This window comes from Moorena sp. SIO3I8, from assembly GCF_010692325.1.
GTDB lineage: Bacteria > Cyanobacteriota > Cyanobacteriia > Cyanobacteriales > Coleofasciculaceae > Moorena.
Genome location: NZ_JAAHHW010000001.1, coordinates 87,006 through 100,695, shown reverse-complemented (window position 1 = coordinate 100,695; position 13,690 = coordinate 87,006). Strand labels below are relative to the sequence as shown.

General features: G+C 48.0%; 4 protein-coding genes. 3 read left to right on the top strand and 1 reads right to left on the bottom strand.

Translation table 11 applies throughout. The features are described 5' to 3' along the window. The first annotated feature begins 59 nt into the window (after positions 1-59). The 3 genes from F6K51_RS00415 (at position 60) to F6K51_RS00405 (ending at position 12,874) form a co-directional block, all read left to right on the top strand. Positions 60-6,893 carry an aminotransferase class III-fold pyridoxal phosphate-dependent enzyme gene (locus F6K51_RS00415; protein ID WP_293017303.1) on the top strand — a complete coding sequence of 2,278 codons (6,834 nt, stop codon included), beginning with the start codon at positions 60-62 and terminating at the stop codon, positions 6,891-6,893. Beyond that, positions 6,845-11,335 carry a KR domain-containing protein gene (locus tag F6K51_RS00410; RefSeq protein WP_293017302.1) on the top strand — a complete coding sequence of 1,497 codons (4,491 nt, stop codon included), beginning with the start codon at positions 6,845-6,847 and terminating at the stop codon, positions 11,333-11,335. The genes F6K51_RS00415 and F6K51_RS00410 overlap by 49 nt, the downstream gene beginning before the upstream one ends. Before the next feature lie 153 nt (positions 11,336-11,488). Further along, positions 11,489-12,874 (top strand): condensation domain-containing protein, encoded by a 1,386-nt coding sequence (locus F6K51_RS00405; protein ID WP_293017301.1) that lies wholly within the window; start codon positions 11,489-11,491, stop codon positions 12,872-12,874. Between the two features lie 127 nt (positions 12,875-13,001). Here F6K51_RS00405 and F6K51_RS00400 read toward each other — a convergent pair whose 3' ends face one another. Continuing rightward, a complete protein-coding gene (locus F6K51_RS00400; protein ID WP_293017300.1) occupies positions 13,002-13,628 on the bottom strand; it encodes a hypothetical protein in 627 nt (208 codons plus the stop codon). Positions 13,629-13,690 lie beyond the last annotated feature (62 nt).

Sequence of the window (13,690 nt, the reverse complement as noted above, 5' to 3'; positions counted from 1 at the left end):
ATTTTATTTATTTATTTTAAATCGCCATACATACATAATAGTTAATAATAGTTAAAGCCATGTCAGAACAACATCTCAAAAGCGATATTCAGGCAATACTTAAGGAAATTTTTGCCCCCTTAATTGTGGGTAAAAGCGCAGAGGAATTAGACTCCCATGCCAACATTTTCCAGATGGGACTGGAGTCGATTGCCTTTGTAGAAATCGCAGGAGCAATTAAAGCAAAACTAGGAGTGAATATTTCACTTCGCTCGATGTTGGAGAATAATTCCACTATCAATGACTTGTCTGAGTACATCGCCGAAAAAATGCCCGAAGCCACGCGATTATCCTGGGCACGGACAAAACCCGAGTCTTTATCTTTAGAAAAACAAGAGAAGCCAAGTAAAAATGGCGGTGCTGCTAGCAGGGCTCTAGCGAAACAGATATCGGAGCCATTAACTTCTCACGGACCATTAACTTCTCAAACGGCGATCGAACGGGTTGTGAGCCAGCAGCTTCAGCTGATGTCCAAACACCTAGAATTGCTACGCAACGGTTCTTCGGGGAATACCCCAACTCAGGCACGACTGCCTTCCCAACCCTCTAGCAACAAACAAAAGAGCCTACAGAAGCAGAGCCTAGAGTTGGAAACGGGTCGTCCAGAGAGCATAAAACTGTCCCCAAAAACCGAGAAATCAGAAGGTGCAGGGTTAGTCGAAGCGCCTGACTTTATACCTAATCCAGCCTTTATAGCGACTCGCTTGCAACCCGAGGTGCAGGAACTGGTGGTGGAAAACAAAAAGTTACACCATTACATCACCCAACTGGTACCACAACTGGAACAGGTGAGTCTGACCTTTATAATCCAAGCACTAAGGAATCTGGGTTGGTCTTATCAGGTGGGAGAGTCTATTAGTTTAGCTACGGTGGCTCAACGGTTGGGAGTTGTGCCCCAACATCAGCGGTTGTTGGTTCGATTGCTACAGATTTTATCATCGGAAGGAATCCTCAAACCACATCAGGGTCAATGGCAGGTACTGCAACCGTTGCCGACGTGTGATGACCCTGCCCTACAGAATAGTCCTGCTCTGCAGCAGCTGCCAGAATGGCAGTTATTGTATCGCTGTGGCTCCCAGCTCAGTTCAGTGTTGCGAGGAGCAGTGGATCCGGTGAAATTGATGTTTCCTGCTTGGGACACGAGCACCGCTACCCAACTGTATCAAGATTCTCCAAGGGCTCAGGTGTTCAACAAGCTAGTGCAGCAGGTGGTAACCACGGCAGTGGCAGGGGCTCCCCAGCAAAGGGAACTGCGGATCTTGGAAATTGGTGCTGGGACAGGGGGCACCACCAGTTACCTCTTACCCCATCTGCCAGAGGATCGAACTCAATATTGTTTTACCGATGTGGGAGATCTGTTCACTGCATTGGCTCAGGAGCGTTTTGGGGACTATCGGTTTGTGGAGTATCAAGCTCTCGATATTGAACAAGACCCCAGCTTGCAGGGATTTGAGCCTCATTGCCAAGATGTGGTGATAGCAGCAAATGTGTTGCATGCCACGCAGAACATGAGGCAGACCTTGGCGAATGTGAGGCAGTTGTTAGCACCAGGGGGAGTCTTAGTGCTTTTAGAGGGAACCCATCGACAACGGTGGGTTGACCTAACATTTGGGTTGTTAAAGGGATGGTGGCGATTTGCGGATGTGGATCTGCGATCGGATCACCCCCTGATCGATAAAAGGCAATGGCTGCAGCTTTTGCAGGAGAGTGGTTTTAGTTCGGTAGCGATACTGCCAGATGTTGAAGCAGACGATAACCTGGGACAGGTGGTGATACTGGCTCAAGTAAGTGGGTCTAGTTCCTCCAAGCTGGTGTCTAAACAGGGAACCAAGAAATCAGAAGGTGCAGGCTTCACTGTCCAGCAGCAACAACATTTGGATGGCTTAATAGCTCGAGTAGTCCAACGCACCCAAGAATCAAAACAATTGACCCAAGCTGCTCGTAAAGTATTAGCTAATCCTAGGGCAGCCAAATGGTTCGATAGCTCTATCAAGGAGATGATATATCCCCTCCACATTCAGCGCGGAGCTGGTGCGAGAATCTGGGATGTTGATGGCAATGAGTATATAGACCTGACCATGGGGTTTGGTCCGCTCTTATTTGGTCATTCGCCACCTTTTGTTATCGAGGCTATCCAAGAGCACATTCAACGAGGGCTCCAAAATGGTCCGCAACCGCATCTTATAAGCAAAGTTGCCGAGTTAATGTGCGAGCTAACTGGTCAAGAGCGGGTTTGCTTTTGCAACTCAGGCACCGAAGCAGTGATGGGAGCAATCAGGATAGCCAGAGCCACTACAGGACGCACTAAAATTGCTTTTTTTGCTAATTCTTATCACGGACATTCAGACGAGCTGTTGGTCGGCAAAATAGATAATCAAGACGGAACATCCCGTACCATTCCAGCTTTTCTAGGAGTTCCAAAGCATAAGGCAGAACAAGTCATAATGCTTGACTACGGAAATCCCAAATCTCTGGATATTATCAAAGCTCATGCCCACGAGTTGGCAGCTGTTTTAGTAGAGCCAGTACAGAGTCGTAAGCCGGATTTACAACCCCGAGAGTTCCTGCACCAGCTCAGAGAATTAACCCTCTCAACGGGAGTTGCATTGATTATAGATGAGGTAATTACAGGTTTTCGGATGCACCCCGGCGGCATCCAGGCATTGTGGGGGATTAAAGCTGATATTACTGCCTATGGCAAGGCCTTGGGAGCTGGACTGCCCATTGGAGCAGTAGCTGGTAAGGCTAGTTTTATGGACGCATTGGACGGTGGATTTTGGAGTTATGGAGATCAGTCTTCTCCCTCCCCAGACGTCACGTTTTTTGCAGGCACCTTTTTCAAGAATCCCCTTGTAATGAGTGTTGTATGGGCAGTTCTCAACCACATCAAAGACCAAGGACCCCAACTGCAAGCGGAGTTAACAAAGAAAACCACGAAATTAGCCAACCATCTCAATGATTACTTCAGGGAAAAGCAGTTGCCAATTCAGGTAGTTCATTTCGGGTCATTGTTCCGGTTTACTTACCCGGAGCACCTCTGGATGAATTTGCTTTTTTATCATTTGCTGGAGCGAGGGATTTACGTGGCGGAAGTGCGCAACCTGCTTTTGTCTACGGCTCATACCGATGAAGATATCGAACAGATTATTCGGGCGGTAAAAGCAAGTATAGAAGATATGCAAGCAGGGGGATTTTTACCGAGTTCGCCATCTAAGCTAAGTAAGCCGAGTGATGAAGACAAAAAAGAGGTTCAGCTACCCCTTACAGAACCCCAAAAAGCAGTCTGGATGGCCTCTAAAATAGCAGAGGGAGCATCCAAAGCTTACAACGAATCGATGGTGATTCACTTGCGGGGCCAGTTGAATTTGGAGGTGATGGGCAAGGCAGTCAGGGAATTGGTCAATCGTCACGAAGCCCTCAGAAGCACTTTTAGCCCAACGGGAGATTACCAGCGGATTGCTCCGAGCGGGGGCTTAGATATTCCTCTGGTGGACTTTTCTGGTTTAGATAATGACTTGCGCGATCCAGAAGTATCCCAGTTTTTGGTGCAAGAAGCCGGAAAAACTTTTGATTTTGAAGTCGGTCCTTTGTTCCGCCCTTTGGTTGTAAAGCTCTCGGAAGAACACCATATTTTGGTTCTAACTTTTCATCACCTGGTTGTTGATGGTTGGTCCATGGAAATTTTGTTTCGAGAACTGGGTGTAATTTATTCAGCGCAGTGCCAAGGGGTTTCCTACGATCTGCCGGAACCCATGCAATATAGCAAGTACGTTCGACGGATTGAGGCTCGGCGGCAAAGTCCGGAAATGGCCTCTGCGGAGGCTTATTGGTTGCAGCAATTTGCTGATTCCGTTCCTGTACTGGATTTGCCCACCGATCGCCAGAGACCATTGGTCAATCGATACAGGGGCGATCGCAAAACTCTGAAACTGGGTAAATCTCTGTGCGATCGCCTCAAAAGCCTGAGTGGGCAATGTCAATGCACCCTGTTTACAACGCTGCTAGCTGGATTTATCTTGTTGCTACATCGGTTGAGCGATCAGAACGACATTGTTGTAGGCATTCCCACAGCAGGACAACTGTCTGCAGGTTGTGAATATATGGTGGGTCACTGTGCCGATCTCTTGCCATTGCGCGTGAAGGTGGGTTCCGATCCGAAGTTTAAAGACTATGCTAGTACGGTCAAAAAGGTGTTTTTGAATGGTTACGACCATCAAATTTATCCTTTTATCGACTTAAGTCAAAAGTTACAGCTACCGCGCGTTCTGAGTCGAACTACCCTAATTGGAACTACATTTAATTTAAACAAAATTAGCGCCGATCCAGAATTTTGGGGTCTGGAAGTTGAATTGGCACCGAATCATGGGAAGGGAGCTAAGTTTGATCTGGTTTTCGATATTTTTCAGACAAACAGCGAGCTGATTGTGATGTGCGATTACAATAGCGATCTATTCGACTCCCAAACAATTCGGCTCTGGCTGGGTCATTTCCAAACTTTATTATTGGGCGCAGCCGCAAATCCAGAGGCACCACTGTCACAGTTGCCTCTCTCCACAGAACCAGAAGGTCGAGAATTGCTGAAGGAGTGGAATGACGCATATGCCGACTATGCCCAGGATATGTCCATCCACCAGTTGTTTGAGCACCAGGACAAGCGCACCCCCGAAGCAAATGGAGGTTACGTACCGTTAGACCCAGATTATCCCAGCAACCCTATCGGTAATATCTTAGAGGATTCACAGGCCGAAATGCTGTTAACTCAAGAGCCTCTAGCAACAAAACTGAACACTCCTGAACAGGAAATTCTTCAGGCGATCTGGTGCGAAGTGCTTGGGTTAGAGTCGGTCAGTTTGCATGAGGACTTCTTTGAAATCGGCGGGCACTCCCTCCGAGCAACCCAAGCTATCTTTCGTATTCGTAAAGTATTCTCGGTCGAACTGCAATTATCAGCTCTGTTTGAAGCTCGAACAATAGCACAACTGAGTGACCGGATCGCAGCTATGCGCCGTGCTCCTGCCGAGGTCCTACCCCAGATTTTTCCCGTTTCGCGAGAGGGCGATGTACCCCTCTCCTTTGCTCAAGGACGTCTTTGGTTTCTTAACAATTTCGCTCCGGGCAACCCAGCTTACAACATTCCGATCGCCTATCGCATTGAAGGATTCCTTAATGAGGAGATCTTAGCAAATGCCCTAAATACCATTGTTGAGCGTCAAGAATCGCTACGTACCAGTTTCCCTGTTGTCAATGGCTATCCAGTGCAAAGGATAGAGACATCGGTGGAAGTAGGGCTTAACATTATTGACCTCACAGGTATGGGGGATAGTGAGACCCAAACAAAAATTGTAGAGATAGCGAAGACCGAATATCTCTGGCATTTCGATCTCAACAACGGACCACTTTTTCGCTTTACACTGGTTCGACTCACAGATGAGGAACGCATTTTCTTCGTCAATCTGCATCATATCATAGCCGACGGGTGGTCGATTGGGGTGTTTAACCGCGAACTTGGTCAGTACTACCATGCAGCTACAACAGCAGAGGCGTTGCACCTTCCTGAACTGCCAATTCGTTACACTGATTTCACTGTAGGTCAGCAGGCCTGGCTACAGGGTAAGGTACGGGAGAGTCAGCTGGCTTACTGGAAAGACCAATTAGCAGGACTTGTTCCCTTACAATTGCCTAAAGATTATCCACGTCCAGCGGTTCAAAGCTTTGTTGGTAAAGCGGTGCAGTTTGGCCTTAAGCCCGAGATAACAACATCTCTCCAAAGGCTAAGTCGTGATCACGGTGTAACTCTCTTCATGACTTTGGTAGCGGCCTTTTTCCTTCTGCTCTATCGATACTCAGGTCAGGAAGACCTAGCCATTGCAACACCAATTGCCAACCGCAACCGCCGTGAAATCGAGCATCTCATTGGCTTCTTCGTCAACACGCTAATACTTCGTTGCCACGTTTCTGGAGACATGACTTTAACAGATTTGTTGCAACAGGTACGCCAGGTCTCGCTTTCAGCTTATGCACGCCAGGACTTTCCTTTTGAGCAAGTGGTTGAGGCTCTTGCCCCAGAAAGAGACAGCAGCCAAAATCCGCTAGTGCAAGTAATTTTTGCTCTTCAGAACGCGCCAATGGAGCCACCAATCTTGCCAGGTCTCAATGTCGCATTGGAAACCTTTGAAGAATACACTGCACGCTTTGATCTGGAGATACATTTGTTCCAGGTTGAAGATGGATTAACTGGCTATATAGTTTACAACACCGATCTGTTTAAGTCATCAACAATCGAGGGATTAACAAATAACTTTGTAACTCTGCTGCAATCTCTAAGCATCGATTCGAGTCAAAGTATTCAGCAGGTGCCAATCCTAGAGGCGTCTGAACAGATGGAACTGATAGGTGCGGGGCTTAACAATTTCCAGATTCCATACCCACGCGAGAAGACAGTCCACGAATTATTTGAAATCAAAGCTAAAGAAAAAGCAGAAGCAGTTGCACTAATATATGGCCAACAGATACTTTCCTACGAGGCACTGAACGTCAAGGCCAATCAGCTGGCTCGATATTTGAAAACCCTGGGTGTGAAACCAGAAATGCCGATCGGGATCTACCTTGAACGTGGAATCGACAGCATTATTGCCCAACTTGCAATTCTTAAGGCTGGTGCATGCTATGTTCCTCTCAACCCAGAAGATCCAGCAGCCCGAATCCGTTTTATCGTGCAAGATACAGAGCTTGAGATCATTATTACTGACAGTAAAACCTCGCAACTGCTGCCTGCAAAATTGAACAACGTGGCACCAGAGCTAGTTTGCCTCGACCGATCTCAAGCAATCATTATGGCTCAAGAGGAGGACTGAACTCTTGGAGTCAACAGCCATCCTCTCAGGCAACTTCCCAATTTTCCCTGACCCCGGAACAATTACCGATTTATCTCGGACCGACGGTTCTTGTGGATGACTCTCCTGGAATTGAGGTTTTCAGCGTCGGATGCCTTCCTCAGGACAGTGAAGAAGTCATCGGTCATATTCTGGCTCAGGCTTGGTGTGGAGGCAGTTCCATTGATTGGGCTGCTTTCCAGGGTGACGCAGCCCCAAGGCGAGTGCCTCTTCCCACCTATCCCTTCGATCGCCAACGCTATTGGGCTAAACCGGCTGGTCCGATTGTTGCTAAATCGGTTCCTACTCCCATAGCAAAACCGATTACCCCTTTCCCCCTATCCAAACAGCCTGATCTGGGAGGATGGTTCTATCGGCCTCACTGGGAGCAGAAGCTGCCCTTAGCCCCTGTTAGCCCTGCTACCATCGCCCAACGGGGAGAGTTCTGGTTGCTGTTTTTGGATGATTGCAGCATTGGAGAGGGTTTCGCCCGATATCTGCGGGAAGCTGAAATCGGGGTGGCTACGGTAAAACTTCAACCAGGTGCTGAATTTAAAGCCCTCTCAGATTGGGACTATTGCCTGAACCCCGATAGAGCCCAACACTATCGGGATCTGTTCCAAATTTTGGAGCAACGTCATAGCACCCCTCAACAGATTTGCCACTTTGGGTCTGTTACTGCTCCTGAAACAGAACCCAACCCAGAGGTTGTCTTTAACTCCCTCCTTTTTTTGGTACAAGCATTAGGTCCCCAAGCAACAGCAAATTTAACTATTATATCCACAAATCTTCATGGAATTGAACCAAGCGATCTACCTTGTCCAGCTAAAGCACTTCTTCTTGGTCCTGCCCTAGTCATTCCCCAAGAATATGCCAAAATCAACTGCCGCAGTCTTGATATAGAGCTACCAAAAAACCAACTTCAGAGACAAAACCTTCTCGATCGGATTTTGGCGGAAGCGGTTGCCCCTGAGGAGGATGCAGTCATTGCCTATCGGGAAGAAACTCGGTTGGCACGAACCTACAAATCGCTGCAGCTCCCAGAGAGCAGCAACGATCGAACCGAACCCCGACTGAGACAGGGTGGGGTTTACCTGATTGCAGGAGGACTAGGGGGAGTTGGACTTACCCTGGCTACCTTCCTGGCAAAGTACTACGCAGGGAAAATTGCTCTCCTCACCCGCTCGTCATTTCCTGATCGGGATTCCTGGGAAGGAATTTTGAAGCAGAAGCGGTTGCCGGATTTAAGTTCCTCGATTGAGGAATTGCGAAAGGTTGAAGCTAAGCTTTCTGATCAACTAGCTATTGCAGCAATCTCCGATTATCCAGGATTGACCGAAAAATTAACGGACTTGTGCTGCGCCCATGGGTTCAATTATGTAAAGACTGCCTTTGTACAAACCGATTCTTCCCAAAGTCTTTCGTATAAAGCTATTTTGGAAAGCCTAAGGGTTTTGCCGGAGTTAGAGGGATGCGTTCTTTATATCCTCGACTTACTAATGGCAGCAGAAATTATTAGCTATAAGGATGGTCTCTATTACCTCGGAGCTAAGGCAGATCGGGTCAAGGAACCCGAAGAGCTAAGTGCAAACCTGCGTCGTCATTATCCAGATTTTCGGGGTTTGGTTGAACTCTTAGACCATTGTGCGATCCATTACTCTGCTGCCTTGACTGGAAAGATTCCGGCTATTAGCGTGCTTTACCCTGAAGGACGCTCCGACTTTTTAGCCAAAACCATGGAAAACACCATTGAACACAGTAGGGAACCCATCTATCGTCAGGTGGCAGCAGAATTGGTAGCCAAGCTGGCTTCCCAGCAGCAAGGGCGTCCTCTACGCATTCTCGAAGTGGGTGCAGGCAATGGCTTGCTTACCGAGGTAGTAGCCTCAGCTTTGAAGCAGTTAGAGGGGGTTGAGTGCGAGTACTGGGCTACGGATATCAGTCCTACCTTCGTAGAACAGCTCAAACAACGCAGCCAAGAATGGGGATTTGATTTCATCGAAACTAAGGTGTTTGATATTTCTGACAATCCTCTGGATTGGGGCTTTAAATTAGGTCATTTTGACATAATTTTGGCCCTCAATGTGGTTCATGCAACCCCTCAGATTGAGAGTACCCTCTTCAATCTCCAGTCCCTCCTGGTTCCTAGTGGAACCCTCGTACTAGTGGAGGCCACTCACACCCCACCTTGGGTAGATATGGTTTGGGGTTTGTCCAAAGGCTGGTGGCAGTTTGAAGATCGGCATCTTCGTCAGCGTTCGCCTCTCTTAAGCCAATCCACTTGGGAAACTCTTTTGAGGGAGCAAGGATTCGCTCTGGTGGAAAGCTTACCTCAAGATTCCAAGAACCAAGCCGCAACGGATACAGCCCTGATTATAGCCCAGTTTCCGGCGCGAGCTGGGGAAGCTTGGGATAGGGAGGCAGATCCAGAAGAAATTACCCGCCATCGCATACGTCGCCTTCTGGAGATCGAGCAGCTTGGAGGCCAGGTGCAGGTTTTGACCGCCGATATCGGCGATCGCGATGCTCTCAAAACCCAAATTGCCGCAGTTGAAACTCACTTCGGTGCCATCAATGGAGTCATCAATTGCGCTATGGTTCTGGACGATGGCTTGATGCAGCTGGAAACCCCGGAAAAGACCCATCGGGTGTTTCAACCTAAGGTATGGGGAACTCAGTTTCTGTTTGAATTGACCGATAATCCCCAGCGAGATTTCTTCGTCATGAGTTCTTCTCTTGCTTCTACCATTGGGCTTTATGCGCAAGCAGACTACTGTGCAGCTAATGCTTTTCAGGATGTTTTTGCCCATCGAATGAACTCACAGAGCGATACTTTTGTTTGTTCTATAAACTGGGGGATTTGGAGCGAAGCGGGGGCTGCCATGCGCCTGCTGATGGATTCGAGCATTGCGGCACCTCGCCAAACCTGGGTTAACCATCCCCTCTTTGAATATTGCGTAGATGCTGGACCTGGGCGAAGAGTTTATCATGCTAGGCTTTCCACCCAACGCCATTGGATTGTGGCCGAACACCGATTGGGCGATCGCCCCCTAGTGCCGGGTACCGGTTTTCTGGAGCTTGCTCGGGCAGCTTATCAGGATTGGCAACCCTGCACCAGCGTGGAGCTGCGGGGGGTTTATTTCCTGGAACCCCTATTAGTTCCCGAATCTACCCACAAGGAAGTAAGAATTGTCCTTGAAGAAAGGGAAACGGCTTGCGACTTCACTATCTTTAGTTTGGAGCCCGAGACAGGTTGGTATGAAAATGCTCGGGGAAATCTGGTTACCCTATTGCCAGAGGATAACAAAACCATAGCATATAATCTGGAAGCTTTAAAGCGGTCTCTTACTCAGGAGCGGCCCAGAGAGATGGGAGTTGCGGCAAGCATAAAGGAACTAAAATGTTTTGGTGATGTTTGTGTGGGTCCGCGTTGGTACAAATCAATGTCGAATATCTTTGTTGGGCAGAACCAAGCCTTGACAGAAGTTATCTTGCCCGACGAATATAAAAAGGATTTGGAGCATTACCATCTCCATCCGGCCATGTTGGATTTGGCGACGAGCTTTGCTTCGACTCCTGAGGCTTTTTATTTGCCCTTTAGCTATAAGAAACTGCGACTCTATCACCCCCTGCCCCAGCAAATAACAGCCTATGCCCGTTATTTAGATAAGGGCCAATCGGGTGCGGCAACTCTCTCTGTGGACATTTTGTTGCTAGATTCTACGGGTGCGACTTGTGCCAGCATTGAAGGTTTTACCTTGAAGAAAGTGACCGCTGAAGTTTACGAGACTTCATCAAGTCCCGTTGCCCCTCCAGATCTTCATCCTGAGCTGCGTCAGGGGATGAGTGGAGTTGAAGGAGCTGAAGCCTTCCGACGCATCCTCAACCAATCCTTACCCCAGGTTCTAGTGTCTACCCAGGATTTTGCCGGGGTTCGGGCCCAGAACAAAGCGAAGACAATGGTGCGTTTCAAGGAAAGCGCTTTGCCTGAACTGCGGGAATTTACGGCAGCCCAATGGCAATCTCACAGAGTGGAGGGAACTGAGACGGTCCAAGGTTCGTTTGAATCCCAACAAGGGATTTCAGCGGATACCGGAGCAAAAGTGGTTGAGATATTTTGTCAAGTGCTTGGGGTGAAGAATATTGGACTTGAGGACGACTTCTTCGAACTCAATGGTGATTCTTTGCAAGCAATTATGGTGACGTCCCGCATTCGAGATATTTTTGGTGTCGATTTGGGTCCCGATGCTCTGTTTGACTATTCCACAGCCGCAGAATTAGCGAAGGCCATTCAAACCCAGAATAAGCCCGTAATTGATCAACCTCCAAACCAGAGCCAGGATGTTGAGGAAATGTTTCTGCGTCAGCAGGTTTACAACCTCAGCGATGAGGAAGTGGAAGCCATGCTCGGTCGGTTGAGTTAGGGGAAGCGGTGGTAAGCTGTCAGGCTACCAACGTAACCAGGGACAAATTCGGCCTAGGGAATGGCCTCTATCCCTGAGAGCTGGAAGCCTTGCACCATTGGCTGTCCCGGCTTAAGTTGGTAGCCTTCAATTTAGATGCGTGTTAGCTTAATTATGGATGATAAAAGAGAACGGTTGCTCAACTTATTGAAACGAGAACAGAAAAAATTTTTGCCCCTTACTCCGGCACAGGAAAGATTATGGCGGATGGAACAGGGCTGCAAGGGGCGACCTGTATATATTATCCCTGGGGCGATTCGATTTCGTGGTGAACTGAATCTTGTGGCTTTTCGCCGTTCTTTGGATTATCTGGTGGAGCGACAGGAAGTTCTGAGGATAACTTTTACTGTGGTACAGCAGCAGGTTTTGCAGGTGCTCACTTCTATGAAGGCGGCGCTGACCGTTCTGGACTTGGAATCTTTTCCGCCTTCACAGCGCCAATCTTTGTCCCAAAATTATTTGGTACAGGAACTGGAAACTCCTTTTGATTTGTCCTGCGGTCCGTTATTTCGGACGCTATTATTGCGGCTATCTTCCCATGACTGGATTGTTTTATTCAATCTACATAACATTATTGTTGATGGGTGGTCCATGGGAATTTTTTACGAGGAGTTAAGTCAAGTTTATGATGCATTTTGTAAGGGGCTTCCAGCTCCTTTATCGCCATTGGGGCTGCGCTATCAGGACTTTGTTCGGGAACTGACCTCTGAGTTCAAGGGTACTCGTCTGGCTGAAGCTACAGCTTATTGGCGGCGGACGTTTCAGAATCTGCCTGATTTGACCTTGCCTCCTGTGCGGAATCGAGACCTTAACAACAGTCATAATGGAGGTAGCCTTGATGTTCGCATTGATAGGACTCAAACAATCGCTCTCCAAACCTTCGCCCAAAGCCAACGGGTAACGCTATTTATGGTGCTGTTAGCAGTATTTAGCATTTGTCTTCATCGTTATTTTCAAGTTGAGAAGCTGGTAATTGCCACACCAACAGCCAATCGGGATCGGAGCGACCTGGAGGGCTTGATGGGACTTTTAGTAAACGTTCTTGTACTCCCCATTGATTTGCGAGGAAACCCAACCTACCGCACTATTTTGTCCCGAATTCGAGCGGTGACTGTTCAAGCCTATGCCCACCCCCAGGTTCCTTTTAACCAACTGCTCCCCGATCTGCCGTTTCCAGAACCCGATGCCCGCAATCCCCTTGCCCACTTCCTGCTGGCGTACCACGGATTTAGCCTCAAACCCCTCGCCTTCCCCAATTTAGAGATGGAGTCATTGAAGTACCCCATCAAAACCAGTCGCTACGAACTAGGACTGCACCTCTGGGAAAATACCAAAACCCATCTCTCCTCAACATCAGCGGAGCATGGGGGACTGAGTGGAACCTTTTTTTACGGCAGTGCGCGTTTTGATTCGGTGATGGTCGAACAAATCATCAGCAAATTCCAGCAGGTACTCCAACAAATGATTGCTCAGCCAGATGCTTGTTTATCAGAAAAGTGAGGATTCGGGGCACTGGAGAGCATCCAGTTCAATGGAAGCTCGAAAGCTTTACACCGTCAGTTTGATACGATGGGGTAAAAATCATTCAAGCCTTTAATTGGTAAGGGATTGAGCTGATTCAAGTTAATTAGGCTGAACCAGTAGCGGATTCGGGGGTGGGGATCGCATCGGGAAGTTCATCTTCAATAAACCGCAATCGCGGATACTGATAAGCGCCAATGGTTATCATCACAATCAAGATCCCCACCACAATAAAAATCAAGTCAATACCTCGGCCAGTTCCAGTACCTATAATTTTACCGAGGCTATTGGCTAATTGTCCATTAACCGCCATAAGGGGTTCAAAGACAAGTTCGTCTAAAGGACCTGCTATAAGGGCGGCCAGAGGAATACAGGAACGGGCTACCATACGTCTTAGCGCAAATACCCTTCCCTGGAGTTCAGGGGGAACCTTTTGTTGCCAAATGACCTGACTGCAACTAAAGATAATTGGCGCACAGAAATAAAGCGCAAAATTCGCGATCGCCAGCAAAAGAATTGAACTATGGCATCCCGTTACAATTACAGATAAAGCGAGCGCCAAAAATAGCACGAACATAGTATCGATATATCGTTTTGTTCCCGACCAGACAATCAATGTCAAACTACCTAACACCATTCCCATTCCCCCAATGGATTCGATCCAACCAAAGGCGACCGTTGAGAACAAGGATAAAACTAGAGGCGCAAACAAAACTGCAATAAAGCCAATCAAAAAATTACAGGTGGCAAAAAAAACAAGCAGGCTTAATAACCCTGGTCGCATGGCTATATAAT

What these genes read in the sequence shown, in the direction of transcription:
- F6K51_RS00415 (WP_293017303.1), top strand. Translation starts at nt 60, where the DNA reads ATGTCAGAACAACATCTCAAAAGCGATATTCAGGCAATACTTAAGGAA.
- F6K51_RS00405 (WP_293017301.1), top strand. Translation starts at nt 11,489, where the DNA reads ATGGATGATAAAAGAGAACGGTTGCTCAACTTATTGAAACGAGAACAG.